Origin of the sequence: Pseudomonas baetica, from assembly GCF_019733355.1 — a bacterium.
Classification (GTDB): Bacteria; Pseudomonadota; Gammaproteobacteria; order Pseudomonadales; family Pseudomonadaceae; genus Aquipseudomonas; species Aquipseudomonas baetica_A.
Genome location: NZ_JAIHLQ010000019.1, coordinates 26,706 through 53,264 on the forward strand (window position 1 = coordinate 26,706; position 26,559 = coordinate 53,264).

The window sequence follows — 26,559 nt, forward strand, 5'->3', positions numbered from 1 at the left end:
GGGCAAGTGCCATGCTGCGACGCCAGGCTCTGACTTTAGGTAGTTTGCTGCTGGGAGCAGTGACACTGGGCGGCTGGACGCTGTTCAAGCGCAAGGATCAGAGCCCGCTGTTGCTCTCGGCGCGCGATGACACCGACGGCAAGCACTACGCCGTCGGCTATCGGCTCGATGGCACACGGGTGTTTGCTACCGAAGTCGGCCTGCGTTGCCACGACATCATCAACCACCCGACGCTACCGATTGCGTTGTTCGTCGCCCGTCGTCCGGGCACCGAAAGCTACCTGATCGACCTGCGCGACGGTACGTTGCTGCAAACCGTGACGTCGCAGCCGAACCGGCACTTCTACGGCCACGCGGTGATTCACAAGGACGGCGAGTACCTGTACGCCACCGAAAACGACACCACTGACCCAGGCCGTGGCCTGCTCGGGGTGTACCGGTTCGAGGGCGAACGGCTGGTACACAGCGGCGAGATTTCCACCCACGGCCTCGGCCCGCATCAGGTGTCGTGGATGCCCGATGGCGAGACGCTGGTGGTGGCCAACGGCGGCATTCGTACCGAAGCCGAAAGCCGCGTCGACATGAATCTCAACGCCATGGAACCGAGCCTGGTGCTGATGCAGCGCGACGGCACCTTGCTGAGCAAGGAAACCCTCGCCCAGCAAATGAACAGCGTGCGCCATCTGGGCATCGCCAGCGACGGCACTATTGTCGCCGGTCAGCAATTCATGGGCGCGTCCCACGAACGCTCGGAACTGCTGGCAATCAAGCGCCCCGGGCAGCCGTTCGTGGCATTCCCGGTGCCAGAGCACCAGTTGCAGTCGATGGGGCATTACACCGCCAGCGTTGCGGTGCACAGTGATCTGCGTCTGGTCGCCTTGACGGCCCCGCGTGGCAATCGCTTCTTCATCTGGGATCTGGACAGCGGCGAAGTGCGCCTTGATGCGCCATTGCCCGATTGTGCCGGCGTGGGTGCGGTGAAGGACGGCTTTGTCGTGACCTCCGGTCAAGGGCGCTGCCGCTACTACGACTGCCGTCAGGATGATCTGTTGGCCAAACCGCTGGAATTGCCGGCAGGGCTCTGGGACAACCATCTGCACTTGATGGCGTGAAATGCCTTTATTGCTTTGCAGAAACTGCCAGTTGGAATACCCCCTGTACTCGGAGTAATGTGCCCGCCTGTCTCACCTGATTTATCCAAGGAACTGGAAATATGCTGCGTCGCCGCATGCTGATCATGTTGGGTGTTGTTTTGCTGGTCGTCCTGGTGCTGGGCGGGTACAAAGCCTTTTCGATCTACACGATGGTCCAGGGCTTTTCCAAGCCGAAACCAGCGATCAGCGTCGCCGTGGCCATTGCCACGGAACGCCCGTGGCAGATGCGTTTACCCACCGTCGGCACCCTCAAGGCACTGCAAGGCGTCGACCTGAGCCTGGAAGTCGCCGGTACCGTCACCGACCTCAAGTTCGAATCAGGGCAGAAGGTCAAGGCCGGGCAACCGTTGCTGCAACTCGACAGCGCTGTCGAAACCGCCCTGCTGGAAACCGCCAAGGCCGATCTGGGACTGGCGCAACTGGACTTCGGTCGCGGCAGCCAACTGATCGACAGTCGGGCCATCTCCAAAGGCGAATACGACCGGCTCTCGGCGGTTTTGCAAAAAAACCGCGCGACGGTCAATCAGCTCAATGCCTCGCTGGCCAAAAAACGCATCCTCGCGCCGTTCAGCGGCACCATCGGCATTCGTCAGGTCGATGTCGGCGACTACCTCGCCAGCGGCACCAAAATCGCCACACTGCAGAATCTGAGCAGCCTCTACGCCGACTTCTATTTACCGGAACAATCGGTGCCGAAACTGGCCATCGGGCAACCGGTACAAATCTCGGTGTCCGCCTACCCCGAGCAAAACTTCGCGGGCAAGATCAGCGCAATCAATCCGATTGTCGAAAGCACGACGCGCAACATTCTGGTACGCGCCACCCTGGCCAACCCTGACGGCAAATTGCTGCCGGGCATGTTCACCAGCCTCGACGTATTGTTACCGGATCCGCAGACACACGTCGTGGTGCCAGAGAGCGCAATCACCTACACCCTGTACGGCAACTCGCTGTACGTGGTCGGGCAGAAGAAAGCCGAGGACGGCAGCGTCGAAAAAGACGACAAGGGCCAACCGGTGCTGATTGCCGAGCGCCGCTTCATCGAAACCGGCGAGCGCCGCGATGGCCTGGTGATGATCAACAAGGGCGTGCAGAAAGGCGAACAAGTGGTGACCGCTGGCCAGATCAAACTGGACAACGGCGCACACATTGCCATCAGCGACGACAAGACCCTCGGCGAGCAGAACAGTCCGCCCCGCGCCGACTGATCAAGGAATCCCCATGGCTTTTACCGATCCGTTCATCCGCCGCCCGGTGCTCGCCACCGTGGTCAGCCTGTTGATTGTGCTGCTGGGCTTCCAGGCCTGGAGCAAACTGCCGCTGCGCCAATACCCGCAATTGGAAAATGCCCTGATCACGGTGACCACCGCCTACCCGGGGGCCAACGCCGAAACCATCCAGGGCTACATCACCCAGCCGATGCAACAGAGCCTGGCCAGTGCCGAGGGTATCGACTACATGACCTCTGTCAGTCGCCAGAACTTCTCGGTGATCTCGATCTACGCGCGCATCGGCTCCAACAGCGACCGCCTCTTCACCGAGTTGTTGGCCAAGGCCAACGAGGTGAAAAACAAACTGCCACAAGATGCCGAAGATCCGGTGCTGAGCAAGGAATCCGCCGATGCCTCGGCGCTGATGTACATCAGTTTCTTCAGTAAGGATTTGAGCAACCCACAGATCACCGACTACCTGTCACGGGTCATCCAGCCAAAACTGGCGACCCTGCCGGGCATGGCCGAAGCCGAGATTCTCGGCAATCAGGTGTTTGCCATGCGCCTGTGGCTCGACCCGGTCAAGCTCGCCGGGTTCGGCCTCAGCGCCAGCGACGTCACCAACGCGGTGCGCCAGTACAACTTCCTCTCCGCCGCAGGCGAAGTGAAAGGCGAGTACGTGGTCACCAGCATCAACGCCAACACCGAACTGAAATCCGCCGAAGCGTTCGCGGCGATTCCGCTCAAGGTCAGTGGCGACAGCCGCGTATTGCTCAGTGATGTGGCGCGGGTCGAAATGGGCGCGGAGAACTACAACTCCATCAGCTCCTTCGGCGGCACTCCGTCGGTGTATATCGGCATCAAGGCCACGCCCGGCGCCAACCCGCTGGACGTGATCAAGGAAGTGCGCAAGATCATGCCGCAGCTCGAAGCCCAGCTACCGCCGAACCTCAAAAGCGAAATTGCCTACGACGCCACCCTGTTCATTCAGGCCTCCATCGACGAAGTGGTGAAAACCCTGTTCGAAGCGGTGCTGATCGTGATCGTCGTCGTGTTCCTGTTCCTCGGCGCGCTGCGTTCGGTGGTGATCCCGGTTGTGACCATTCCGCTGTCGATGATCGGCGTGATGTTCTTCATGCAAATGATGGGCTATTCGATCAACCTGCTGACCTTGCTGGCGATGGTGCTGGCGATCGGGTTGGTGGTCGACGATGCGATCGTGGTGGTGGAAAACATCCACCGGCATATCGAGGAAGGCAAGACGCCGTTTGATGCCGCCTTGGAAGGCGCACGGGAAATCGCCATGCCGGTGGTGTCGATGACCATCACCCTGGCGGCGGTGTACGCGCCGATCGGTTTCCTCACCGGGCTGACCGGGGCGTTGTTCAAGGAGTTTGCCTTGACCCTGGCCGGCGCCGTGGTGATTTCCGGCGTCGTTGCCCTGACGCTGTCGCCAATGATGTGCGCCTTTTTACTGCGTCACGATGAGAACCCCAGTGGCCTGGCCCATCGCCTCGACCGCATCTTTGACGGCCTCAAGCGCCGCTACCAAAGCCTGTTGCACGGCACGCTCAATACGCGGCCGGTGGTATTGGTCTTTGCGGTGATCGTGCTGTGCCTGATTCCGGTGTTCCTCAAGTTCACCAAATCGGAACTGGCACCGGACGAGGATCAGGGCATCATTTTCATGATTGCCAACGCCCCGCAGCCGACCAACCTCAATTACCTGAACACCTACACCGACGAATTCATCAAGATCTTCAAGCAATTCCCGGAGTACTACTCCTCGTTCCAGATCAACGGCTACAACGGCGTGCAGTCCGGCATCGGTGGTTTCCTGCTCAAACCGTGGAACGAACGCAGTCGCACACAGATGCAAATACTTCCCGAGGTTCAGGGCAAGCTTCAAAACATCCCAGGCGTGCAGATTTTCGGCTTCAATCTGCCCTCTCTGCCCGGCACCGGTGAAGGCTTACCGTTTGATTTCGTGATCAATACCGCCAACGACTACGAGCAGTTGTTGCAAGTGGCTGACCGGATCAAGAAACGCGCCATGGAATCGGGCAAATTTGCGTTCGTCGACCTCGATCTGGCATTCGACAAACCAGAGGTGGTGGTCGACATCGACCGTGCCAAAGCGGCGCAGATGGGCGTTTCGATGCAGGATCTGGGGGGCACGCTGGCCACCCTGCTCGGTGAGGCTGAAATCAACCGTTTCACCATTGAAGGACGCAGCTACAAGGTCATCGCTCAGGTTGAACGGGCTTACCGCGACAATCCGGGCTGGCTGAACAACTATTACGTGAAAAACACCCAGGGCGAGTTGTTGCCGCTGTCAACGTTGATCACCGTGACTGACCGGGCGCGCCCGCGACAACTGAACCAATTCCAGCAACTCAACGCCGCGAAGCTGTCCGGGTTCCCATTGGTGAGCATGGGTGAAGCCATCGACACTGTCTTGCAGATCGCCCGGGAAGAAGCACCGGCCGGTTTTGCCTTCGACTATGGCGGCGCGTCGCGCCAGTTCGTCCAGGAAGGCAGCGCATTGTGGGTGACGTTCGCATTGGCGCTGGCGATCATCTTTCTGGTGCTGGCGGCGCAGTTCGAGAGCTTCCGCGATCCGCTGGTGATTCTGGTGACGGTGCCGTTGTCGATCTGCGGGGCGCTGATCCCGTTATTCCTTGGCTGGTCGAGCATGAACATCTACACCCAAGTGGGCCTGGTGACGCTGATCGGGTTGATCAGCAAGCACGGGATCCTGATCGTCGAGTTCGCTAACCAGTTGCGTAAGGATAAGGGCCTGTCGGTGCGTGAGGCGGTGGAGGAAGCGGCGGCGATTCGCTTACGGCCGGTGTTGATGACCACCGCCGCGATGGTCTTCGGCATGGTGCCACTGATTCTGGCAACAGGTGCCGGGGCGGTCAGCCGGTTTGATATCGGGATGGTGATTGCGACAGGGATGTCGATCGGGACGTTGTTTACCTTGTTCGTCCTGCCCTGCGTTTACACCTTGCTGGCCAAGCCGGATCCAAAGAAAACCGCATAACCCCCCTGTGGGAGCAATTCCCGAAATCTGCACAATAAAAAAGGCCTCGCAACGGCGAGGCCTTTTACTTGGGCTTCAATCGGTTCAACTCTGTGGCCTCATCCCTTGAGAAAGTCCGAACATGAACAACAGCAAATCATGATCGGGTTCGGTCGCCACGGAGGCTTTAGCCGCCCGTGGCACCACGCAATGGGCATCCGCTAGGGATGCACCGATAACCTGCATGCGTGGCTGCTCCCAGGCAGCCACCGCGAGTGATGCAACTGCCAAGGCTCCAACCAAAAACAAACCTCGTGCAATTTCGAGTTTCATCGCTATAAACCTTTGATAGCGCTGCCAAACGCCGTCTCATAAAAGTAGACGAGTTTTTTCCAGTCCGTATCCCGGAACGACGAATGGCGACGCAATTGCTTCATGTCGTGAGAGGCGGCGCGATAGGCAGTCAGACGCTGGCGGCATTTCTCCAGGTCGATCAAGGCCACTTCGACCTTGGCGGGTTCGCCTTCGCCGGTCACTCGCACAAACACATGTTTGATGTAAATGCAGCTGTGCTGCCAGCGGCCCTTGTGCATGCGCGCCAGGTTTTCGGCGAGATCCTTGAGCACACGCTCATAGATCACATCGCCACACTGATCGCGCCCACCGGCTGCCGCCAGCCAATGTTCCAGTTCCTGGAAACCATCCAGAGACTTGGTCACCAGCAGTGCTCGCCACTTGTGCTGCGGATCAGGCTGGGCACCACAGAAAACGATTTGCGGTACTCGCACACCCAGTTTGCTGACGCCGGTCAGTGCATCAAGCTCGCGCAAGACAGTCGGACGCCCAAACGGGTGCAACCAACTGCGATAAATGTGTCCGGTCTGGCGTTTGGCGTACAGCAATTGGCCGTCCTTGCCCACGATCCGTTGCACACCACTTTCGCCACCACGGCGCACGTTGGGCTCTTCCACCCATTCACCGCGCTGAGCCCAGTAGTAGTCGAAGCGGTCCTGCGGAGCGACTTCCGTTTCTGCTGCAAATTGCACTGCCATCCTGTTACCTCTTGCGTAATACGTAAACCCGCCACATCGCATAGAGCGGAATAAAGTCCAGTTGTTCCTGAATGCGGAAACCCGCCTCTTCAAATTCTTTTTCGACCGTAGCAGCCGGTAACACAAAGCGATTCTGATAATCGCGACTGGCACGTTTCTTCTCGGCGCGCTGGCGTTTCCAGGCCTTGAAATTGCCATCGACCCACAATGAAATGATCACGCTGTCACGGGTGACGCGCTCGAATTCACGCAGAATGGCCCGACGATGCTCGGCGTCTCCGATGTGATGGAGCAGGCGCATACAGAAAATGCTGTCGACGGCGTTATCAGGCAAGGCGATGTCGAACGCAGAAGTGTGCAAGGGTTGTACCCGTTTCACCACATCGGCGGGTTGCGCCTGCATGGCCGTCTGGATCATCGATTCGGAATTGTCCGCCCCTATGATCACGCGATTGGCTTTTTCACCCAGCAATGGCCAGAAACGCCCCGCACCGCAAGGCAGATCCAGCACCAGCCCCGGCTCACCGGCCAGCGCCAGCGCTTTGCGAGCCAACTGTTCGTCACGCCAGTGGGAGAGCCGACGGCCAAGGCTGTCTTTATGCTTGCGCAGGTATTTCTGCGCATGTTGATCATCGTACTTTTCGGAAAAATCGAGCTTGATCGGGCCGGCCATCACCAGAACTCCTGAATTACTGATGTCACCACCTTAAGGCGAGGTGTGTCAGCGTCAGGTCATCCAGCTGTGAAAATTTCGTAAGGCCAACCGACAAAGTATTGCAGCGTTATACAGGATTCAGACAGGTTGGCGGGAGTATCATCGAGCCACTATTTGCGTCAGATTTTGCCTAGATCAACTTCGAAGCGACAGCCATTGGGTTGCATCGTACTCAAGCTGACACTCCAGCCCTGGTTCTCGCAAATGCGCTGCACCAGCGACAATCCAAGCCCCAGGCCTTCACCGCGCTTTTCACCGCCGCGCACAAACGGCTCGAACATCGCCTCGCGTTTTTCCTCGGGAATACCCACACCGGAATCCTCGACGACAAACCCGTTGGCATTGAGCGTCAGGCGAATGAAACCCTGCTCGGTGTAATGGCAAGCGTTACGCAACAGGTTACCCATCACCGCCGTCAACAGCGTTGCGTTGTAGCAGGTGGCGGGTGGATTACCGGGCTCGAACTGCAACGTCAAACCTTTGCTTTCGATCGATTCGCGCCATACGCAAAGCAGACTGCCAGCGACCTGACTGAGGTTTTGTTGCGGCGCCACCCCCGCGTCTTCGCGTTGGGCGCGGGCGAGCATCAGGAAGGTCTGCACCAGTTCGCGCATTTCCTCACTGGCCCGCGCAATACGCTCGACCTGTGCACGACCGCGCGTGTCGATTGCCGGGTTTTCCAGCAGCAGTTCGCAGGAACTCGCCAGCACCATCAGCGGTGTACGCAATTCGTGGCTGACATCGCTGGTGAACAGCCGCTCGCGGGTCAATGCCTGTCGCAAACGCCCCAGCGTGGCATCGAACGCCACCGCTAGTTCGCCGACTTCATCAGCCGCGTAGTCCGGCGCCAGCGGTGGTGCCAGTCCGAGCAATTGGTCGCGATGACGAACCTGACGCGCCAGCCGAACCACCGGAGCCATCACTTTGCGCGCGAGCACCCAACCGAGGAAAACCGCCAATGCCAGGCTGAGCACGAAACCCACCAGCACCACGGCAAACAGCACGCGCTCGCGCTCTTCGAAATCGCTTTGATCCTGCAGCAGCACATACCGCCGCCCATCGACGACCTCGACCATTGCATGATACGAAAGCTGCTCGCGGAACACTTCGTGGAATCCGGAATCGAGGTGACGCAAGTCCTTGGGCAGCTCGAAATCGCCGGGGCCGCCACTGAAGTAGAACAATTGATCCGGTTCCGGGCGATGGCTCCAGTCGGAAACACTGTCCATCAGCAACAGGCGCTGCAGATCGCCGCCCAGCCCTGCCGAAATCAGTTTTTCCTCCACCAGATGCACCGTGGCGACAATGCCCATGGCGAAAGCACCGGCCACCAGTGCGCTCATCAACGCAAAGGCAATGATGATGCGCTGTGAAAGGCTTTGCTTAAACTCCATCACGCCCCTCGGCCAAACGGTAACCCACGCCGTGCACGGTATGCAGCAGTGGCTTGGCAAACGGCTTGTCGATCACCTGACGCAATTGGTGAACGTGACTGCGCAGGCTGTCGCTGTCCGGACAGTCATCGCCCCACAGCGCCTCCTCGAGGACTTCACGGCGCAGCACATGCGGGCTCTTCTGCATCAACACCGCCAGCAGCTTGAGGCCGACCGGGTTGAGCTTCAGCAGTTTGCCTTCACGGGTCACTTCCAGGGTGTCGAGGTCATAACTCAAGTCACCGACTTGCAGGGCACGGCGTCCGCCGCCCTGGGCACGGCGCATCACCGCCTCGATCCGTGCAGCGAGCTCAGACAAGGCAAATGGCTTGACCAGGTAATCGTCAGCCCCCGACTTGAAGCCCTGAAGACGATCGTCCAGTTGATCCCGGGCGGTCAGCATGATCACCGGCGTGTCCCGACGGGCATCTTCGCGAAGGCGTTTGCACAGGGTGTAGCCGTCGATGCCGGGCAGCATGATGTCGAGCACGATCAGGTCATAATGCTCGGTGGCCGCCAGATGCAGGCCCGACAGACCGTCCTGGGCGCAATCGACGGTATAACCCTTGAGCCCCAGGTAATCGGCCAGATTGGCCAGGATATCGCGGTTGTCTTCGACCAATAGAATTCGCATGGGCACCTCTTCGTACACAGTAACAGCCGTGATGGCCCGCGCAGCTTACGGCCAAGTGCGGCTCAGGGCTAGGCATGCGTCGGATTGTTTACCGACAAGGATGCTGATTATGCCAGCCAACGTTTTTTTCACTTTCGGTTAACAAATCGCCGACGCCAGCGGGTGCAGACTCCGCGCGGTTGCGCTCATCGAACACACTAACCGACCAGGGAATTACCATGGTGTCGACCTCTGCCCGCCCCGCTTCACGGCCTCTGAATTTCTGGTTGTGCCTGGGTATACCCACCTTCGCGGCAATTATTCTGCTGCTGCTCGAACTGACCGATCTGGACATGGACCTGGCCAGGCTGTTCTACGATCCGGTCGCTGGCGACTTCATCGGCCGACACAGTTTTTTCCTTGAAGACATCCTTCATGATCGAGCCAAGCAGGTGGTGATCGCGTTCTCGGTGTTTGCCATTCTCGGCTTCATCGGGTCGTTCTTCATCGCACGGCTCAAGCCGTTCAAGCGGGAATTGGGCTGTCTGGTGCTGTCCCTCGGGCTGGCCACTTCGTTCGTGACGCCGGTCAAAGCCGTCACTGCCGTGCAATGCCCATGGAGCCTGGAGCAATTCGGCGGCCATGAAACCTACAGCAAGTTACTTGATCATCGTCCGCCAACCAACAAACCGGGCCGTTGCTGGCCTGGGGGTCATGCGGCGACGGGGTTCACCTTGTTTGCGCTGTTCTTCGTGCTGCGTGATCGACGTCCGCGCCTGGCCAGACAAGCGTTCATCTTTGCCTTTACGCTGGGTTCAGTATTTTCGGTCAGCCGGATGATGCAGGGCGCGCACTTCTTTTCGCACAACGTGTGGACAGCGATTTTCTGCTGGCTGATTTGTCTGGGGTCGTATTACTGGGTGCTGTATCGCCCGGCGCTCAAGGCTGAAGCGGCAGCGAAAGCACAACCCGTCGGCACCTGAAACACAGCCCCCCCCCACAGAGGGGTGGTGTGGACCTGAATTGCGGGCAATAAAAAACCCCGCCTGCTCATCGCAGGCGGGGTTTTTCGTTACAGGGGGTAAGGCTGGCTTACATCATGCCGCCCATGCCACCCATACCGCCCATGTCTGGCATACCGCCGCCAGCCGAGCCTTCTGCCTTCGGCTTCTCAGCGATCCCGACTTCGGTGGTCAGCAGCAGACCCGCAATCGACGCAGCTGCCTGCAATGCCGAACGGGTAACCTTGGTTGGGTCCAGGATGCCCATTTCGACCATGTCGCCGTATTCGCTCGTTGCAGCGTTGTAACCGTAGTTACCTTTACCGTTCTTGACTTCGTTGACCACCACACTTGGCTCGTCGCCGCTGTTGGAAGCGATCTGGCGCAGTGGAGACTCAACGGCGCGACGCAATACAGCGATACCGACGTTCTGGTCAGCGTTGTCGCCTTTCAGGTCGACCAAGGCTTCCAGAGCACGGATCAGCGCTACGCCACCGCCAGGTACCACGCCTTCTTCAACGGCTGCGCGGGTTGCGTGCAGGGCGTCTTCAACGCGGGCTTTCTTCTCTTTCATTTCGACTTCGGAACCAGCGCCAACCTTGATCACTGCAACGCCGCCGGACAGTTTGGCCAGACGCTCTTGCAGTTTTTCACGGTCGTAGTCCGAGGAAGTTTCGGCAACCTGAGCACGGATCTGAGCGATGCGGGCTTCGATGTCGCCCGCTACGCCAGCACCATCAACGATGATGGTGGTTTCCTTGGAGATGGTCACGCGCTTGGCGCTGCCCAGGTTTTCCAGGGTAGCGGCTTCCAGGCTCAGGCCGATCTCTTCGGAGATAACGGTACCGCCGGTCAGAACAGCGATGTCCTGCAGCATGGCCTTGCGACGATCGCCGAAGCCTGGAGCCTTGACGGCTGCGACTTTAACGATGCCACGCATGTTGTTCACAACCAGAGTCGCCAAGGCTTCGCCTTCAACGTCTTCGGATACGATCAGCAGTGGACGGCCCGCTTTGGCAACGGCTTCCAGCACTGGCAGCATTTCGCGGATGTTCGAGATCTTTTTGTCGACCAGCAGAACCAATGGGTTGTCCAGTTCGGCAACCATGGTTTCCGGCTTGTTGACGAAGTACGGCGACAGGTAGCCGCGGTCGAACTGCATGCCCTCTACAACCGACAGTTCGTTTTCCAGGCCAGTGCCTTCTTCAACGGTGATCACGCCTTCTTTACCGACTTTTTCCATGGCTTCGGCAATGATGTCGCCGATGGAGGTGTCGGAGTTGGCGGAGATGGTGCCTACCTGAGCAATTGCCTTGGTGTCAGCGCATGGCTTGGACAGGTTTTTCAGCTCTTTGACAATGGCGATGGTCGCCTTGTCGATACCGCGCTTGAGGTCCATCGGGTTCATGCCGGCAGCGACGGCTTTCAGGCCTTCGTTGACGATCGACTGAGCCAGAACGGTCGCGGTGGTAGTACCGTCACCTGCGTCATCGTTAGCACGGGAGGCAACGTCTTTGACCAGCTGCGCGCCCATGTTTTCGAAACGGTCTTCGAGTTCGATTTCTTTGGCGACGGAAACGCCGTCCTTGGTGATGGTCGGAGCGCCGAAGCTCTTCTCGATGATCACGTTACGGCCTTTCGGGCCCAGGGTCGCTTTTACTGCGTCAGCCAGGATGTTAACGCCAACCAGCATTTTCTTGCGGGCGGAATCGCCGAATTTAACTTCTTTAGCAGCCATGATCGATATTCCTTAAATACTTTGTAGTAGCGGGAAAATGAACGGAGGTATCAGCCTTCGATAACAGCGAGGATTTCGTTCTCGCTCATTACCAACAGGTCTTCGCCGTCGACTTTCACAGTGTTGCTGCCGGAGTAAGGACCGAACACAACCTTGTCGCCTTCCTTCACGGAAAGTGCGCGCACTTCGCCGTTTTCCAGAGCTTTGCCCGGGCCTACAGCGAGAATCACACCGTGGTTGGCTTTTTCAGCAGCCGAACCTGGCAGGACGATACCGCCAGCGGTTTTCTTTTCTTCTTCGCTACGACGGATAACGACGCGGTCATGCAGAGGACGAAGCTTCATTGTCGATCTCTCCTAATTGTGGTTTTCATCGGCCGGTGTAGTCCCGGCGGGTTTAACAAATCCGGCCTGCGCCGGTTGCGGTTCGTCGAGCGAGCCGCGCAAGTCTGTCCGACTCAAATATCGGAAACCTTTCGGTGACCGATACATAAGGGCGCATAAGCTTATTACAAGGGCGCCGCTAAAAAATTTTACTGATGTTCTTCACAAAAGCAGCCCGTAAACGAGCACGGCACCCGAAGGTGCCGTGTCGATACAAGCGCTACTTGGAGTCGCGATGCTCGAACTCACCTTCGATCACATCGCCCTCGCGGCCCAGAGGCTGTCGCGGTGCAGGACCACCACGAGGTTGCAGGTCATCGGCGAACGCACGCTGGCGCATGGCTTGTTCTTCAGCACGCTGGCGCATCTTGTTGGCCAGCAGGCGACGAGTGAACGGCAACAGCATCACCAGACCGACCACGTCGCTGATGAAACCCGGCAGGATCAGCAGGCCGCCGGCCAGGGCCAGCATCAAGCCTTCCAGCATGGTTTGCGCAGGCAGTTCGCCGCGGTTCAGGCTTTCACGGGCACGCAGCGCCGTTGCCAGACCGGCGACGCGCAGCACGAACACGCCGAACATCGAGCCGAGAATGATCAGCAGCAGGGCCGGGAAGAACCCGATGGCGCCTGCCACTTTGACGAATACGAATAGCTCCAGCACCGGAAACAGCAGAAAGAGCAACAAAAAAGGGCGCATCAAAAATTCCTCAACGCAAGAAATGCCTTGCAGTAAGCCCTAGATGACGTCGCCCTTTCGTGAATTCAAGCATCAGCCACTGCATTTTTTGGCCACACCTGGGCGTGAGCCAGAGAAACCAAGGCTTCGCGCACTTGTATCGGCGTATGACATGGCGCTTGAAACGGTAGCCAGTAAAGGGCCTGACCGATCCGCAGATGCATGCCTTCGGTGTCGATCCCGGCCAGTTGCGCGGGCACGCTATTCGGCAGCCCGGCGAGTTCGGCGTAGTGCGCAATGGCTTTGGCGTGGTCGCTGTTCATGTGCTCGACCATGCTGATTTCAGCCTTGCCGGCGAACGGATTGGCCAAGGTCAGCTCGTCGATCCAGTGAATCGCGCCAAAACCGCCGATGTAACGATGGCGCACCGGTTTGAGCACCCAGAAATCGAAATCGTGAGCCTTGTGGTAGTTCTGCGAATCGGGGAAGTAGCGGTAGTAGCGCTCGGCGGCCGCTTCAATGGCCGCAGCGTCTTCGAGTTTTTGCGCTTCGCCCAGATAGGTCAGGCGACCAACGGCTTGCACATCATCAGCGTCACGCTCGCCCACCAACATCGAGCATTTAGGGTCTTTTTGCAGGTTGTGGGTGTGCTGGGCGATGCGGCTGATCAGGATCAGCGGCCGGCCCTGCTCATCGAGGCAATAGGGCACCACAGAGCCAAAGGGAAAACCGGGCATCGATTTGGAGTGGGTCGACAGCACTCCCCGGTATTCCTTGAGAAGCAATTCTCGGGCATTCTTGGCCACTTCAACGCTCAATTTATGACTCCTTAAAAAGAATCCGTCGAAAAAACGGACAGATGAACGGGATAAGTCCCGCTCACTCTCGGGGCAATTCTCATGTGCGGCCAGGCCACGTCGGGCGCAGATCGAGAGGCTCTCTAAGGGAAAACCACTCTGACCTGCTATCGGGGCATGCGAATGCAACTCAACGACAAAGTAATCATTATCACGGGCGGTTGCCAGGGTTTGGGCCGTTCCATGGCCGAGTATTTCGCAGGCAAAGGCGCCAAGCTTGCCTTGGTCGATCTGAACCAGGAAAAACTCGACGACGCCGTCGCGGCTTGCAAAGCCAAGGGTGTCCAAGCGCGCAGCTATCTGTGCAACGTTGCCAATGAAGAACAGGTTGAGCACATGGTCGCCCAGGTTGCCGCCGATTTTGGTGCGATCCACGGCCTGATCAACAACGCCGGGATCCTGCGTGATGGCCTGCTGCTTAAGGTCAAGGACGGCGAAATGACCAAGATGAGCCTGGCCCAATGGCAGGCGGTGATCGACGTCAACCTGACCGGCGTGTTCCTGTGCACCCGTGAAGTGGCGGCGAAAATGGTCGAGCTGAAAAACAGCGGCGCGATCATCAACATTTCGTCGATTTCGCGGGCGGGTAACGTTGGCCAGACCAACTATTCTGCCGCCAAGGCCGGCGTTGCCGCGGCGACCGTGACCTGGGCCAAAGAACTGGCGCGTTACGGCATTCGCGTGGCGGGCATTGCGCCGGGCTTCATCGAAACCGAGATGACCCTGGGCATGAAGCCCGAAGCGCTGGAGAAGATGACGTCAGGGATTCCGCTCAAACGCATGGGCAAACCGGAAGAAATCGCCCATTCGGCGGCATACATCTTCGAAAACGACTACTACACCGGCCGGATTCTGGAGATGGATGGCGGCTTGCGTATCTAACCCCAACACAAAACCAGTGTGGGAGCGGGCTTGCTCGCGAAGGTGGTGTGTCAGGCAACATTTTCGTCGACTGACACACCACCTTCGCGAGCAAGCCCGCTCCCACAGTTGATTGTGTTTCAGGCCATCAATCGTCGCTGATGGTGATGTTCGGCATTGCCGGCGTGGCAGCTTCCTGCAACACAATCCGCGCGCCGACGTGGCGGGCCAGTTCCTGATACACCATGGCAATCTGGCTGTCCGGCTCGGCAATCACTGTCGGCTTGCCGCCATCGGCCTGCTCGCGGATCAGCATCGACAACGGCAGCGAAGCCAATAGCTCGACGCCGTATTGAGTCGCCAGTTTCTCGCCTCCACCCTCACCGAACAGATGCTCGGCATGGCCGCAGTTCGAGCAGATGTGCACGGCCATGTTTTCCACGACGCCCAGCACCGGAATGTTGACCTTGCGGAACATTTCCACGCCTTTGCGCGCGTCGAGCAATGCCAGATCCTGCGGCGTGGTGACAATCACCGCACCGGCCACCGGGACTTTCTGCGCCAGGGTCAACTGAATGTCACCGGTGCCTGGCGGCATGTCGATCACCAGATAATCCAGATCGCCCCACGCAGTTTGCGTGACAAGCTGCAGCAGCGCGCCGGAAACCATCGGCCCGCGCCAGACCATCGGCGTGTTGTCGTCGGTCAGGAACGCCATCGACATGACTTCCACACCGTGGGCCTTGAGTGGCACGAACCACTTCTGATCCTTGACCTCAGGGCGGGTGCGCTCCGGGATGCCGAACATGATGCCTTGGCTCGGACCATAGATGTCGGCATCGAGAATCCCGACCTTGGCGCCTTCACGGGCCAGTGCCAGCGCGAGGTTGGCCGCGGTGGTCGACTTACCCACGCCGCCCTTGCCCGACGCCACGGCGACCACGTTCTTGACATTGGCCAAGCCCGGAATCTGTGCCTGGGCCTTGTGCGCGGCAATCACGCTGCTGACCTCGACCTTGGCGATGACCACGCCGTCGATATTCTCGATGGCCAGTTGCAGCAATTGTGCCCAGCCACTCTTGAACAGACCGGCGGCATAGCCGATTTCCAGCTGAACATTGACGCGGTCACCGATGATTTCGATGTTCTTCACGCAACCGACGCTGACCGGGTCCTGGTTCAGGTAAGGGTCGGTGTACTGGCTGAGGACGGCTTCCACCGCTGCGCGAGTGACGGCACTCATGGGCAACTCCGATAACAAGACTTGAAAAAGATGGCAGGTATCCTACCCCTTCTGCCCTCCTGACGGCATGCCTTGTAACTTTTTGCAGGGGTGAAATATCTTTCCCGGCGCTTTATAGTGGCCGACCTCCGTTTCATCAAGTAGCGAAGCCCCACATGTCCGAGCCACGCAAGATCCTCGTCACCAGCGCCCTGCCCTACGCCAATGGTTCGATCCACCTTGGCCACATGCTGGAATATATCCAGACCGATATGTGGGTGCGCTTCCAGAAGCATCGCGGCAATCAATGCATCTATGTCTGCGCCGATGACGCTCATGGTTCGGCGATCATGCTGCGCGCAGAAAAGGAAGGCATCACTCCGGAACAACTGATCGCCAACGTGCAGGCTGAACACAGCGCCGACTTTGCCGAGTTCCTGGTCGATTTCGACAACTTCCACTCCACTCACGCCGAAGAAAACCGTGAGCTGTCGAGCCAGATCTATATCAAGCTGCGTGACGCCGGGCACATTGCCCAACGCTCGATCACCCAGTATTTCGACCCGGAAAAGAAAATGTTCCTGGCCGACCGCTTCATCAAGGGCACCTGCCCGAAATGCGGCACCGAAGACCAGTACGGCGACAACTGCGAAAAATGCGGTGCGACCTACGCACCAACTGACCTGAAGGATCCGAAGTCGGCGATCTCTGGCGCCACTCCGGTGCTCAAGGATTCCCAGCACTTCTTCTTCAAGCTGCCGGACTTCCAGGAAATGCTGCAGGCCTGGACCCGCAGCGGCACCCTGCAAGACGCGGTCGCCAACAAGATTGCCGAGTGGCTGGACGCTGGCCTGCAGCAGTGGGACATCTCCCGCGATGCGCCGTACTTCGGTTTCGAGATCCCGGGCGAGCCTGGCAAGTATTTCTACGTGTGGCTGGACGCACCAATCGGCTACATGGCCAGCTTCAAGAACCTTTGCGAGCGCACGCCTGCGCTTGATTTCGACGCGTTCTGGGGCAAGGACTCCACCGCCGAGCTGTACCACTTCATCGGCAAGGACATCGTCAACTTCCACGCGCTGTTCTGGCCAGCCATGCTCGAAGGTGCCGGTTTCCGTAAACCGACCGCGATCAACGTCCACGGCTACCTGACCGTCAACGGCCAGAAGATGTCCAAGTCCCGTGGCACCTTCATCAAGGCGCGTACTTATCTGGATCACCTGTCGCCGGAATACCTGCGCTATTACTACGCGGCCAAGCTGGGCCGTGGCGTCGATGACCTCGACCTGAACCTCGAAGACTTCGTGCAGAAGGTCAACTCCGACCTCGTCGGCAAAGTGGTCAACATCGCCAGCCGTTGCGCCGGTTTTATCCACAAGGGCAACGCCGGCCTGCTGGTCGACAACAATGCCGCGCCAGAGCTGACCGAAGCGTTCCTGGCCGCAGCGCCAAGCATTGCCGACGCCTATGAAGCCCGCGACTTCGCCCGCGCCATGCGTGAAACCATGGCCCTGGCCGACCGCGCCAACGCGTGGATCGCCGACAAGGCACCGTGGTCGCTGAACAAGCAGGAAGGCAAGCAGGATGAAGTCCAGGCGATCTGCGCCACCGGCATCAACCTGTTCCGCCAACTGGTGATTTTCCTCAAACCGGTGCTGCCGCTGCTGGCCGCCGATGCCGAGGCGTTCCTCAACGTTGCCCCGCTGACCTGGAACGACCACACCACCCTGCTGGCCAACCATCAGCTTAATGAATTCAAACCGTTGATGACCCGCATCGACCCGGTAAAAGTCCAAGCCATGAGCGATGCCTCGAAAGAAGACCTGACCGCCAGCCAGACTGACACCGGTGCCGCCGCACCTGCGGGCAACGGCGAACTGGCAAAGGATCCGCTGTCGCCGGAAATCGACTTCGACACCTTTGCCGCCGTCGACCTGCGGGTGGCGCTGATCGTCAAGGCTGAAGCCGTTGAAGGGGCAGACAAACTGCTGCGCCTGACCCTCGACATCGGTGACGAGCAACGCAACGTGTTCTCCGGGATCAAGAGCGCCTACCCGGATCCGTCCAAGCTCGACGGTCGCCTGACCATGATGATCGCCAACCTCAAACCACGGAAAATGAAGTTCGGCATCTCCGAAGGCATGGTGATGGCGGCCGGCCCCGGCGGTGAAGAAATCTACCTGCTAAGCCCGGACAGCGGCGCCAAGCCAGGTCAGCGCATCAAGTAAGACGGTGCGGTAAATCGATCCCACAGGCGTGCCCCGCATGCCTGTGGGATTTTTCATATCTGGCCCCACCATCGTGGCTGCCGGATAATGCCTAACCTTATGAGACATCCGCCCGTTTTACTGGCAGAACCATGACCGAACTCGTGCTTACGCTTTTCAGTGCTGCGCTGCTCAACAACTTCGTGTCGCACTGGCCGCTGGGCGTCGATCCGCTGTTGGCGGGCAGTCGACGTCAGGTGCATGCGCTGGGACTGGCGACGTTGTGCATGATGCTGATCGTCGGCGTGATGGGGTACGCCATCTGGCACTGGCTGCTGGTACCACTGCAACTTGAAGCTCTGCGCTTGTTCGTGTTTCTGCCGTTGAGTGTGTTGCTGATCGCTCCGCTGCTGAAATGGCTGGCGCGCGGGCTGCCCGACTGGCCATTCGACAGTTTATGGCCGCTCTTGCTGTGCAATGCCGGCGTACTTGGACTGGCGCTGATCAATGCGCAGAATGATCAGGGGCTGTTGCATGCGGCAGCGCTGAGCCTCGGCGCAGGCCTGGGCTTCTGGCTGGTATTGAGCCTGTTCAGCGATTTGCGCGAGCGCACCGCTGGCAACGATATTCCCCTGCCCTTTCGCGGCTTGCCGATCGATCTGATCAGCGCCGGACTGATGGCAGTGATTTTTCTCGGATTCAGTGGACTGATCAAAACATGAGTCTGATTCAACGCATCGATGCCCTGCTGCCTCAGACCCAATGTGGCAAATGTGGCCATCCCGGATGCAAGCCCTACGCTGAAGGTATCGCCAATGGCGAGCCGATCAACAAGTGCCCGCCGGGGGGTGACGAAACCATCGCGGCGCTGGCCGGATTGTTGAAAGTACCCGTGCTGGAGCTGGATATCAGTCGAGGTTCGGCGCCGCCACAAGTGGCCTACATTCGCGAGGCCGAATGCATCGGCTGTACCAAGTGCATTCAGGCCTGTCCGATCGATGCCATCGTCGGTGCAGCGAAACTGATGCACACCGTGTTAATCGATGAGTGCACCGGTTGCGACCTCTGTGTGGCGCCGTGCCCGGTAGATTGCATCGAGATGCATCCGCTGCCGCCGACTACGTTGCCAGTGGTGGGCGGTCTGGCGTTCAGTCTCGTGGAACAGCGCGAGCGCGCGGCCAAACGCGATCACGCGCGCCAGCGTTTCGAGCGACGCAATGCCCGCCTCGAACGCGAAGAGCAGCAGAAACAGGCCGAGCGCGAGGCGCGAGCCAAAAAGGCCGCGCAACCTGAAATCACCACACTCGACCCGGTGCAGGCTGCGCTGGAACGTGTCCGCGCACAGAAAGTGGCCACCGCCGATGCCGCGTTGAAGAAAGCCAAGATCGATGTCGCGATGAGCCGGGCGCAATTGCACAAGTCGCTGAAAGCCTTCGGCCATCCGCCGACGTTCGAGCAGCAGGCGCAATTGATTGTATTGCAGCAACAATTCGAAGCGGCTGAGCAGGCGCTGGCATCACTCGAAAGCACTGCTCCTAGCGCTCCGCCAGCACCTGCCCCGGCAAAAGACGCTGACCTGAAACGGGCGAAAATCCAGTTAGCCATGCGCCGCGCCGAACTGAAAAAAGCACAAACCGCCGAGGCTTCAACGAAGCAAATCGCGACGCTGGAACAGGCGCTGCGTGACGCCGAGCAAGCCCTGCATGCCGCCGAAGCCTGCAGTGATCAGCCTGTGCCTGATCTAGTGCGCGTGGAAAAACGTCCGATCGACAGCCAGCTTCGGAAGTTGAAAACCGAATTGGCCTACGCTCGCGCCGACCTCAACAAACTGGAACGCCACACCGACACCCCAACCAAAACACTCGACAAGGCCCGCGCTCGCCTGCAAGAAGCCGAGCGTCAGGTGCAAGACCATGTCGCCCCTTGAGACGCCGGACGATCGCCTGCAACAGGCGATGAAACAGGTGCTGCTCGCGACGCTGCCTGGGTTGCTGGCATTGTTCTGGTTCTACGGTTGGGGCGTGCTGATCAATCTGATCCTGGCGATTACCACCGCATTGGTCGTCGAAGCGGCGGTCACACGCTTACGTCATCAACCAATTCAGTCAACCCTGATCGATGGCAGCGCGGTGGTCAGCGCGACACTGCTAGCGGCCGCCATGCCCCCTTACTGTCCGTGGTGGCTGACGGTCACAGCGATTGCTTCTGGCCTGCTCTTCGGCAAGCACTTGTACGGTGGCGTCGGAAAAAACCCGTTCAATCCGGCGATGCTCGGATTTGTCTTGGCCATCGTGTTGTTCCCACAGCCAATGACTCATTGGCCGGCCCATGGCATGGATGTTCTGTCCGCCCTGCAACAGGTATTCAACATGGGCTCGGCGCCGGATGCCTGGGTTCAGGCTACGGCGCTGGACAGCTTGCGCATCAACAAAAGCCTGACTATCGATGAACTGTTCGCCGCCAATCCGGCGTTCGGTGGTTTCGGCGGGCGTGGCGTGGAATGGGTCAACCTGGCGTTTCTCGCCGGCGGACTGTTCCTGCTGCAACGCCGAGTGATTGGCTGGCAGGCACCCGTCGGCATGCTCGCCACTCTGTTTGTCGTCAGCCTGTTGTGCTGGAACGGCTCAGGCTCTAATTCCCACGGATCGCCGTTATTTCATCTACTGAGCGGCGCGACCATGCTCGGTGCATTTTTCATCATTACCGAGCCGGTGTCCGGGGCTAAAAACCCGTTCGCCCGCCTGCTGTTTGGCGTCGGCGTCGGCCTGCTGACTTATCTGATTCGCACATGGGGCGGTTACCCCGACGGTGTGGCGTTTGCCGTGTTGCTGATGAATCTGTGCGTGCCCGCACTGGAACGCTTCGCCGCCGCCCGCCAGACACAGGTGAGCCCATGAACCGAACGATCAGCAGCATCACGCTGTTGTTGTTGGCCTTCATCGGTATCGGCGCGACGTATCTCGTGCAGCGCAGCAATGCGCCCCAGATCGCCGCCGAGCAGCGCCTGATCGATAACCGCAAATTACTGGATGTAATCCCGGCCGAGTCTTACGACAATCAACCGCTGGAACAACCACTGGCCTTGACCGACATTGCCTTAAGCCACAGCACGCTGGCGGGCGGCTATCGCGCGACCAAAGGCGGGCAACCGGTAGCGGTGCTGCTGCGTAGTTTGACCGAGGGATATGCCGGTGTCATCGAACTGCTGATCGCCATTGATGCCAATGGAAAATTGCTCGGAGTGAAAACTTTGAAGCAAACCGAAACCCCAGCGCTGGGTGGCGTCATTGGTGACTGGCCAAATGCCTGGCTGCAAGCGTTCGCCGGCAAATCGAACCATGAGCCGACGATCGCAGGCTGGGCGTTGAAAAAGGATCACGGGCAATTTGATCAAATGGCCGGGGCGACCATCACCTCCCGCGCAGCGATCAACGCGATCCATGATGCGCTGCGTTACTTCGATGAGCATCGGGTGGCGTTGCTGGGGAGTGGAGCATGAAGCTGTCGAACGCTTTGATGCTGGTGCTGCTGCTTGGCGCCACGCAAACGCTGGCCGCCGCGCTGGGCACGCTACTGATGCTTGTCACTGTCGTGGGCGTTTATGGTGTGTGCATGCTGCTGGTGCGCTCGCGACTGACAGGGACTAGTGCATTGCTGGCCAGTTTGCTGCTCGCCGCTTCGCTGACCAGTTGTGCCGACATTCTTGCGCAGCGCTGGTTGCTGCCATGGCATCAGGCGTTCGGTTTCTATACGGGCCTGATCGCCTTGCAGTGTGTGGTGCTGGAGCACAATGGCTTCTTCCAGCAACCGCCGGCCAAGCGCTTCAAGCTAGCGGGCCTGTTTGGCGGGCTCATGCTGGTACTCGCCGCACTGCGTGAACTCATCGGTTACGGCAGTCTCGGTCGCGGGCTATCCGAACACTGGCAAGGTCTTGTTTTGCTCAACGATGGCCTGCATCTGCCAACCATGGTTCCCGGCGCCTTCATCGTGCTGGGGCTGCTGCTCGCGGCCTGTCAGGCGTGGACTCGCTCGAACTCTATTTCCAAGGAATCGCATCGCCCATGAACGCCGCAAAACGTCATGAGATTTTTCGCAGACTGCATGAAGACAATCCCGAGCCGAAGACTGAACTGGCCTACTCCTCGCCCTTCGAACTGCTGATTGCAGTGATTCTCTCGGCGCAGTCCACCGACGTTGGCGTCAACAAGGCCACGGCAAAACTGTTCCCGGTGGCCAATACGCCAGCAGCGATCCATGCCTTGGGCGTCGAAGGATTGTCCGAATACATCAAGACGATCGGCCTCTACAACAGCAAGGCGAAAAACGTCATCGAGACCTGCCGTCTGCTGGTCGAACGCCACGACAGTGAAGTACCAAAGACGCGCGAAGCGCTGGAAGCCTTGCCCGGCGTTGGCCGCAAGACCGCCAACGTCGTACTCAATACCGCGTTTCGCCAGTTGACCATGGCGGTCGACACGCACATTTTCCGCGTCAGCAATCGCACAGGCATTGCGCCGGGCAAGAATGTCGTCGAGGTGGAAAAGAAGCTGATGAAGTTTGTGCCAAAGGAATTCCTGCTCGACTCCCACCATTGGCTGATTCTTCTTGGCCGCTATGTGTGTCTGGCGCGCAAGCCACGCTGTGGTAGCTGTCGGATTGAGGACTTGTGCGAGTACAAGGCCAAAACATCGGACGATTGAGCGGCTATTAGCTTTATTGATTGGTCGATTGAAAAAATCTTTTTTACCCGTCGCTGCATTACCGATATAAGGAGCGCCAAAGGCAGTCTTAGCCGGAGTTAACCTTATGAGTAGCGACAAAGAACAACTGGACATAGAAGACGACGTTGACACCGCAGACGCTGAACCAGAGGAACCGGTCGTGGAAGTCGCCAAAACCAATCTGAGCAAGCGCCGCACGATCGACAACCTGCTGGAGGAGCGCCGACTGCAAAAGCAATTGGCCGATTACGATTTTGATCTCTGACACTTGAAAGCCTCCCGAACCGGAGGCTTTTCACTTTCTATAACTAGCTGAATTCGATCGGCCCATGACCCCATCAGCTTACTGAGGCATTCAGACAAGCCCATTACGTTGCGCCAACTCGATCAGATCAACCAGCGAGCGCGCATTGAGTTTCAGCAGCAAGCGAGTCTTGTAGGTGCTCACTGTCTTGTTGCTCAAAAACATGCCATCGGCGATTTCCTTGTTGGTCTTGCCCCGCGCCAACTGTTGCAAAACCATCATTTCCCGCCCGGAAAGGCGATCCACCATGTCGGCTTCGCTGGCATTGCCCAGACTGGTCCGCACTGTATGCAACGCCTGATTGGGAAAATAGCTGTAGCCGGACAAAACAGCTTTGATCGCGCTGAGCAACTCGGTCAGATCCTGCTGTTTACATACATAACCCGCCGCCCCCGATTGCATGCAACGCATTGAAAAATGCCCGGGCGCCTGAGAAGTCAGTACCAAAACTTTTATGGGCATCGCGACCGAAGTCAGGCGCGCAATAACTTCCAGACCATCAAGCTTCGGTATTCCAATATCCAGAATAACAATATCGGGCATTTGTTCACGAGCAAGTTGTAATGCATCTACACCGTTATCAGTTTCTGCAATGACTTCGTAGCCATGACGTTCCATCAGCATACGTACCGCAAGACGAATGACGGGGTGGTCATCCACGATCAGCACTTTATTCATGGGCAAGTCCAGTTTCGCTGTTCGAATTTTTAGAACACGCACAATAGCCCAGTCACTTGCCTTATGGCATGCCAGCGCTCTCACGCACTTGCATCGAGAGACATACCCTACGAGCATTGAGGATTAATCCTACAAAAACCTCACTCTTCTCTAAATATCCGACAAAGCACCTCGCTCACTTCCCTGCAACATTGCTGCTTTTTACCTGTAACCGCTTGCGACCGACTTCAGCGCAAAGCCGTCTCACAGCCGGGCATCACTGCATCCAACCTGCGGGATCGGAGTCGAATACCAGTGCCACAACACGAATACATTGCAAATCAGAAACATCATGCAATGACGGCAATCTCCTACAACCTCAATATACAAACGACCGAATTATAAACACTTGAAACAAGATATTTATACTTAAGCAAACACTTTTGCTATAAATATAAACATCAACAGCACACTTACCCAACAAACAACAAAACACAAACCACCCATAACAAAACCATTCAAACAAAAGAGAACTTAAATGTTAAAGATAAAAAACAAAATCTCCAACCCGATGACGATCATCGCTATATTCGCCGCTATATCCGAGGCCTCCGCCGCTGTTTCTTTGCCATTCCTTGATAGCGAGGATCGCGAAATTTACGTCTGGTTCCTGATAAGCTTCCCGTTCTACTTGTTGTTTCTTTTCTTTATCACTTTAAACTTCAACTACCGCTCACTCTATTCACCCTCTGATTTCGGCAAGGACAAGAGCTTCTTAAAAGTCATCAACAATAATTATCGCGATAACAAGCGAAACACATCACAGCAGGATCCACCCCAAGGTACTTTCGGAATATCAAGTTTCATCGTGCCCAGCGAACCCGGCGCAGCCCAAGGCAAGGAGTCGTGCAAAATCCATAACGCGCCCGACCCGCCACCAGACATAGGCTCAACGCCGAACCTGACGGTTCAACACAATATTCACTTGCCGGTCTCCATCAGCCACCTGCACATCATCGATGCAAGGAATACTGATGCTTCGAGAGAACTGAACACGATTCTGGAAAGGATCCGCCGTACCGACAAGAAAACTGCCCGAGCCATCGTATTTCTTTCCAATCATGTGTCAGACGTTTCTCTGACCAAGAGTGCGTTATTGCAAATCAGGCAAGCGAAGAAAGGCTCGGGTACAACGCTTTGTATTGTTTACAACCTGTGCTCGCAAGCGGTAACGCTGCTGGGGCGGGTTTGAGGGGTGAGGACTACCGCAGAAGCAGACAGACCAGGAACATTGCTTGATTAGCACCAAACAACGAATTGATAAAAAAGGCGGCCTTGTCTCAAAGACAAGGCCGCCTTTTCATTGCGCATCTGTCTGAACAATCTCAGAACAGTTTGCGGCCCTTGTTGGCAGCAATGCGCATGCGCAGCGCGTTGAGCTTGATGAAGCCCGCCGCGTCGGCCTGATTGTAAGCACCACCGTCCTCTTCGAACGTTGCGATGTTGGCGTCGAACAGCGAATCGTCGGACTTGCGGCCGGTCACGATCACGTTGCCCTTGTACAGCTTCAGGCGAACCACACCGTTCACGTTGACCTGGGAAGCGTCGATCATCTGTTGCAGCATCAGACGCTCAGGACTCCACCAGTAGCCGGTGTAGATCAGGCTGGCGTATTTCGGCATCAGTTCGTCTTTGAGGTGAGCGACTTCGCGGTCCAGAGTGATCGACTCGATGGCGCGGTGAGCGCGCAGCATGATGGTGCCACCCGGGGTTTCGTAGCAACCACGGGACTTCATGCCCACGTAACGGTTTTCGACGATGTCCAGACGGCCGATGCCGTGCTCGCCACCGATCTTGTTCAGTGTCGCCAGAACAGTGGCCGGGGTCATTTCGACGCCATCCAGCGCAACAATGTCGCCGTTGCGGTAGGTCAGTTCCAGATACTGCGGGGTGTCGGGAGCGTTCTCCGGGGAGACGGTCCAACGCCACATGTCTTCTTCGTGCTCGGTCCAGGTATCTTCCAGCACGCCACCTTCATAGGAGATGTGCAGCAAGTTGGCATCCATCGAGTACGGGGATTTTTTCTTGCCGTGGCGCTCGATCGGGATCGCGTGCTTCTCGGCGTAGTCCATCAGCTTCTCGCGGGACAGCAGGTCCCACTCGCGCCAAGGAGCAATCACTTTCACGCCTGGCTTGAGCGCGTACGCGCCCAACTCGAAACGAACCTGGTCGTTGCCCTTGCCGGTGGCGCCATGGGAAATGGCGTCAGCGCCGGTTTCGTTGGCGATTTCGATCAAGCGCTTGGCGATCAGTGGGCGTGCGATGGAAGTACCCAGCAGGTACTCGCCCTCGTAAACGGTGTTGGCGCGGAACATCGGGAACACGAAATCACGCACGAACTCTTCGCGCAGGTCATCAATGTAGATTTCTTTGACGCCCATGGCCTGAGCCTTGGCGCGGGCCGGCTCGACCTCTTCGCCTTGACCGAGATCAGCGGTGAAGGTCACCACTTCACAGTTATAAGTATCCTGCAGCCACTTGAGGATCACCGAAGTGTCCAGGCCGCCGGAATACGCCAGAACGACCTTGTTTACGTCCGCCATGCCATCACTCCACGGGGTTCTACGGAAAGCCGAGGAGTCTACCGCTCAAACGCGATAATTTACAGAGGCGCGACAGCTTAAGACGACAAAGCGACAGAATCTGTCGAGAGCGCGACGATGACCGGC

General features: G+C 58.0%; 26 protein-coding genes. 14 read left to right on the plus strand and 12 right to left on the minus strand.

Features of this window, described 5'->3' with window-relative positions; translation table 11 throughout:
• Positions 1-11: 11 nt before the first annotated feature.
• The 3 genes from K5E40_RS18410 to K5E40_RS18420 all read left to right on the plus strand — a co-directional run bounded on the left by K5E40_RS18410 (position 12) and on the right by K5E40_RS18420 (position 5,411).
• The gene (locus K5E40_RS18410; protein ID WP_221732070.1) at positions 12-1,112 is read left to right on the plus strand and encodes a DUF1513 domain-containing protein; all 1,101 of its coding nucleotides are present in this window, start codon (positions 12-14) and stop codon (positions 1,110-1,112) included.
• A gap of 101 nt (positions 1,113-1,213) precedes the next feature.
• Positions 1,214-2,362 carry an efflux RND transporter periplasmic adaptor subunit gene (locus tag K5E40_RS18415; RefSeq protein WP_221732071.1) on the plus strand — a complete coding sequence of 383 codons (1,149 nt, stop codon included), beginning with the start codon at positions 1,214-1,216 and terminating at the stop codon, positions 2,360-2,362.
• A 13-nt stretch (positions 2,363-2,375) separates the two neighbouring features.
• A complete protein-coding gene (locus K5E40_RS18420) occupies positions 2,376-5,411 on the plus strand; it encodes a multidrug efflux RND transporter permease subunit (protein ID WP_221732072.1) in 3,036 nt (1,011 codons plus the stop codon).
• An 84-nt stretch (positions 5,412-5,495) separates the two neighbouring features.
• On the opposite strand, the gene K5E40_RS18425 is transcribed toward K5E40_RS18420, so the two are convergent.
• The 5 genes from K5E40_RS18425 to colR form a co-directional block, all read right to left on the minus strand.
• Entirely contained in the window at positions 5,496-5,723 is a 228-nt protein-coding gene (locus K5E40_RS18425) for a hypothetical protein (protein ID WP_221732073.1), read from the minus strand.
• Positions 5,724-5,725: 2 nt separating this feature from the next.
• Positions 5,726-6,442: a lipopolysaccharide kinase InaA family protein gene (locus K5E40_RS18430; protein WP_221732074.1), complete on the minus strand. Its 717-nt coding sequence runs from the start codon at positions 6,440-6,442 to the stop codon at positions 5,726-5,728.
• Positions 6,443-6,446: 4 nt separating this feature from the next.
• Positions 6,447-7,115 carry a class I SAM-dependent methyltransferase gene (locus tag K5E40_RS18435; RefSeq protein ID WP_221732075.1) on the minus strand — a complete coding sequence of 223 codons (669 nt, stop codon included), beginning with the start codon at positions 7,113-7,115 and terminating at the stop codon, positions 6,447-6,449.
• 161 nt (positions 7,116-7,276) lie between these two features.
• Positions 7,277-8,551, minus strand: a complete 1,275-nt coding sequence (locus tag K5E40_RS18440) for a HAMP domain-containing sensor histidine kinase (protein WP_221732076.1) — start codon at positions 8,549-8,551, stop codon at positions 7,277-7,279.
• On the minus strand, positions 8,541-9,224 hold the full coding sequence (colR, locus tag K5E40_RS18445; protein ID WP_221732077.1) for a two-component system response regulator ColR: 684 nt from the start codon (positions 9,222-9,224) through the stop codon (positions 8,541-8,543). Before colR ends, K5E40_RS18440 begins: the two co-directional genes overlap by 11 nt.
• 218 nt (positions 9,225-9,442) lie before the next feature.
• On the opposite strand from colR, the gene K5E40_RS18450 reads away from it, so the two are divergent.
• Positions 9,443-10,186 (plus strand): phosphatase PAP2 family protein, encoded by a 744-nt coding sequence (locus K5E40_RS18450; protein WP_221732078.1) that lies wholly within the window; start codon positions 9,443-9,445, stop codon positions 10,184-10,186.
• A gap of 109 nt (positions 10,187-10,295) precedes the next feature.
• Here K5E40_RS18450 and groL read toward each other — a convergent pair whose 3' ends face one another.
• The 4 genes from groL to K5E40_RS18470 all read right to left on the minus strand — a co-directional run bounded on the left by groL (position 10,296) and on the right by K5E40_RS18470 (position 13,819).
• Positions 10,296-11,942 carry a chaperonin GroEL gene (groL, locus tag K5E40_RS18455; protein WP_221732079.1) on the minus strand — a complete coding sequence of 549 codons (1,647 nt, stop codon included), beginning with the start codon at positions 11,940-11,942 and terminating at the stop codon, positions 10,296-10,298.
• A gap of 50 nt (positions 11,943-11,992) precedes the next feature.
• On the minus strand, positions 11,993-12,286 hold the full coding sequence (locus K5E40_RS18460) for a co-chaperone GroES (RefSeq protein WP_007916610.1): 294 nt from the start codon (positions 12,284-12,286) through the stop codon (positions 11,993-11,995).
• Positions 12,287-12,545: 259 nt separating this feature from the next.
• Positions 12,546-13,022: an FxsA family protein gene (locus K5E40_RS18465; protein ID WP_034153496.1), complete on the minus strand. Its 477-nt coding sequence runs from the start codon at positions 13,020-13,022 to the stop codon at positions 12,546-12,548.
• 65 nt (positions 13,023-13,087) lie between these two features.
• Entirely contained in the window at positions 13,088-13,819 is a 732-nt protein-coding gene (locus K5E40_RS18470) for a HugZ family protein (protein WP_221732080.1), read from the minus strand.
• 162 nt (positions 13,820-13,981) lie between these two features.
• On the opposite strand from K5E40_RS18470, the gene K5E40_RS18475 reads away from it, so the two are divergent.
• Positions 13,982-14,740: an SDR family oxidoreductase gene (locus K5E40_RS18475; protein ID WP_221732081.1), complete on the plus strand. Its 759-nt coding sequence runs from the start codon at positions 13,982-13,984 to the stop codon at positions 14,738-14,740.
• Between the two features lie 127 nt (positions 14,741-14,867).
• On the opposite strand, the gene apbC is transcribed toward K5E40_RS18475, so the two are convergent.
• The gene (gene apbC / locus K5E40_RS18480) at positions 14,868-15,962 is read right to left on the minus strand and encodes an iron-sulfur cluster carrier protein ApbC (RefSeq protein ID WP_221732082.1); all 1,095 of its coding nucleotides are present in this window, start codon (positions 15,960-15,962) and stop codon (positions 14,868-14,870) included.
• Between the two features lie 155 nt (positions 15,963-16,117).
• Here apbC and metG point away from each other — a divergent pair, with 155 nt between their 5' ends.
• The 8 genes from metG to K5E40_RS18520 all read left to right on the plus strand — a co-directional run bounded on the left by metG (position 16,118) and on the right by K5E40_RS18520 (position 23,134).
• A complete protein-coding gene (gene metG / locus K5E40_RS18485; protein ID WP_221732083.1) occupies positions 16,118-18,169 on the plus strand; it encodes a methionine--tRNA ligase in 2,052 nt (683 codons plus the stop codon).
• 131 nt (positions 18,170-18,300) lie between these two features.
• Entirely contained in the window at positions 18,301-18,870 is a 570-nt protein-coding gene (locus K5E40_RS18490; RefSeq protein ID WP_221732084.1) for an electron transport complex protein RnfA, read from the plus strand.
• Entirely contained in the window at positions 18,867-20,075 is a 1,209-nt protein-coding gene (rsxB, locus tag K5E40_RS18495; protein WP_221732085.1) for an electron transport complex subunit RsxB, read from the plus strand. The genes K5E40_RS18490 and rsxB overlap by 4 nt, the downstream gene beginning before the upstream one ends.
• Positions 20,062-21,045 (plus strand): RnfABCDGE type electron transport complex subunit D, encoded by a 984-nt coding sequence (locus K5E40_RS18500; protein ID WP_221732086.1) that lies wholly within the window; start codon positions 20,062-20,064, stop codon positions 21,043-21,045. The genes rsxB and K5E40_RS18500 overlap by 14 nt, the downstream gene beginning before the upstream one ends.
• Positions 21,042-21,647 carry an RnfABCDGE type electron transport complex subunit G gene (locus tag K5E40_RS18505; RefSeq protein WP_221732087.1) on the plus strand — a complete coding sequence of 202 codons (606 nt, stop codon included), beginning with the start codon at positions 21,042-21,044 and terminating at the stop codon, positions 21,645-21,647. Before K5E40_RS18500 ends, K5E40_RS18505 begins: the two co-directional genes overlap by 4 nt.
• A complete protein-coding gene (locus K5E40_RS18510) occupies positions 21,644-22,213 on the plus strand; it encodes an Rnf-Nqr domain containing protein (RefSeq protein WP_221732088.1) in 570 nt (189 codons plus the stop codon). Before K5E40_RS18505 ends, K5E40_RS18510 begins: the two co-directional genes overlap by 4 nt.
• Positions 22,210-22,848: an endonuclease III gene (gene nth / locus K5E40_RS18515; protein ID WP_221732089.1), complete on the plus strand. Its 639-nt coding sequence runs from the start codon at positions 22,210-22,212 to the stop codon at positions 22,846-22,848. The genes K5E40_RS18510 and nth overlap by 4 nt, the downstream gene beginning before the upstream one ends.
• A 106-nt stretch (positions 22,849-22,954) precedes the next feature.
• Entirely contained in the window at positions 22,955-23,134 is a 180-nt protein-coding gene (locus tag K5E40_RS18520) for a PA3496 family putative envelope integrity protein (RefSeq protein ID WP_221732090.1), read from the plus strand.
• Between the two features lie 90 nt (positions 23,135-23,224).
• Here K5E40_RS18520 and K5E40_RS18525 read toward each other — a convergent pair whose 3' ends face one another.
• Entirely contained in the window at positions 23,225-23,851 is a 627-nt protein-coding gene (locus tag K5E40_RS18525) for a response regulator transcription factor (RefSeq protein WP_042560733.1), read from the minus strand.
• 517 nt (positions 23,852-24,368) lie between these two features.
• On the opposite strand from K5E40_RS18525, the gene K5E40_RS18530 reads away from it, so the two are divergent.
• Complete coding sequence (locus tag K5E40_RS18530; protein ID WP_221732091.1) at positions 24,369-25,082, plus strand: hypothetical protein; 714 nt, start codon at positions 24,369-24,371, stop codon at positions 25,080-25,082.
• Positions 25,083-25,215: 133 nt separating this feature from the next.
• Here the strand turns inward: K5E40_RS18530 and K5E40_RS18535 are convergent, their stop codons facing one another.
• A complete protein-coding gene (locus K5E40_RS18535; RefSeq protein ID WP_186622245.1) occupies positions 25,216-26,433 on the minus strand; it encodes an argininosuccinate synthase in 1,218 nt (405 codons plus the stop codon).
• Positions 26,434-26,559 lie beyond the last annotated feature (126 nt).

Coding starts and splice junctions, on each gene's coding strand:
- K5E40_RS18410 (WP_221732070.1), top strand. CDS start 12: ATGCTGCGACGCCAGGCTCTGACTTTAGGTAGTTTGCTGCTGGGAGCA.
- K5E40_RS18415 (WP_221732071.1), top strand. CDS start 1,214: ATGCTGCGTCGCCGCATGCTGATCATGTTGGGTGTTGTTTTGCTGGTC.
- K5E40_RS18420 (WP_221732072.1), top strand. CDS start 2,376: ATGGCTTTTACCGATCCGTTCATCCGCCGCCCGGTGCTCGCCACCGTG.
- K5E40_RS18425 (WP_221732073.1), bottom strand. CDS start 5,723: ATGAAACTCGAAATTGCACGAGGTTTGTTTTTGGTTGGAGCCTTGGCA.
- K5E40_RS18430 (WP_221732074.1), bottom strand. CDS start 6,442: ATGGCAGTGCAATTTGCAGCAGAAACGGAAGTCGCTCCGCAGGACCGC.
- K5E40_RS18435 (WP_221732075.1), bottom strand. CDS start 7,115: ATGGCCGGCCCGATCAAGCTCGATTTTTCCGAAAAGTACGATGATCAA.
- K5E40_RS18440 (WP_221732076.1), bottom strand. CDS start 8,551: ATGGAGTTTAAGCAAAGCCTTTCACAGCGCATCATCATTGCCTTTGCG.
- colR (WP_221732077.1), bottom strand. CDS start 9,224: ATGCGAATTCTATTGGTCGAAGACAACCGCGATATCCTGGCCAATCTG.
- K5E40_RS18450 (WP_221732078.1), top strand. CDS start 9,443: ATGGTGTCGACCTCTGCCCGCCCCGCTTCACGGCCTCTGAATTTCTGG.
- groL (WP_221732079.1), bottom strand. CDS start 11,942: ATGGCTGCTAAAGAAGTTAAATTCGGCGATTCCGCCCGCAAGAAAATG.
- K5E40_RS18460 (WP_007916610.1), bottom strand. CDS start 12,286: ATGAAGCTTCGTCCTCTGCATGACCGCGTCGTTATCCGTCGTAGCGAA.
- K5E40_RS18465 (WP_034153496.1), bottom strand. CDS start 13,022: ATGCGCCCTTTTTTGTTGCTCTTTCTGCTGTTTCCGGTGCTGGAGCTA.
- K5E40_RS18475 (WP_221732081.1), top strand. CDS start 13,982: ATGCAACTCAACGACAAAGTAATCATTATCACGGGCGGTTGCCAGGGT.
- apbC (WP_221732082.1), bottom strand. CDS start 15,962: ATGAGTGCCGTCACTCGCGCAGCGGTGGAAGCCGTCCTCAGCCAGTAC.
- metG (WP_221732083.1), top strand. CDS start 16,118: ATGTCCGAGCCACGCAAGATCCTCGTCACCAGCGCCCTGCCCTACGCC.
- K5E40_RS18490 (WP_221732084.1), top strand. CDS start 18,301: ATGACCGAACTCGTGCTTACGCTTTTCAGTGCTGCGCTGCTCAACAAC.
- rsxB (WP_221732085.1), top strand. CDS start 18,867: ATGAGTCTGATTCAACGCATCGATGCCCTGCTGCCTCAGACCCAATGT.
- K5E40_RS18500 (WP_221732086.1), top strand. CDS start 20,062: ATGTCGCCCCTTGAGACGCCGGACGATCGCCTGCAACAGGCGATGAAA.
- K5E40_RS18505 (WP_221732087.1), top strand. CDS start 21,042: ATGAACCGAACGATCAGCAGCATCACGCTGTTGTTGTTGGCCTTCATC.
- K5E40_RS18510 (WP_221732088.1), top strand. CDS start 21,644: ATGAAGCTGTCGAACGCTTTGATGCTGGTGCTGCTGCTTGGCGCCACG.
- nth (WP_221732089.1), top strand. CDS start 22,210: ATGAACGCCGCAAAACGTCATGAGATTTTTCGCAGACTGCATGAAGAC.
- K5E40_RS18520 (WP_221732090.1), top strand. CDS start 22,955: ATGAGTAGCGACAAAGAACAACTGGACATAGAAGACGACGTTGACACC.
- K5E40_RS18525 (WP_042560733.1), bottom strand. CDS start 23,851: ATGAATAAAGTGCTGATCGTGGATGACCACCCCGTCATTCGTCTTGCG.
- K5E40_RS18530 (WP_221732091.1), top strand. CDS start 24,369: ATGTTAAAGATAAAAAACAAAATCTCCAACCCGATGACGATCATCGCT.
- K5E40_RS18535 (WP_186622245.1), bottom strand. CDS start 26,433: ATGGCGGACGTAAACAAGGTCGTTCTGGCGTATTCCGGCGGCCTGGAC.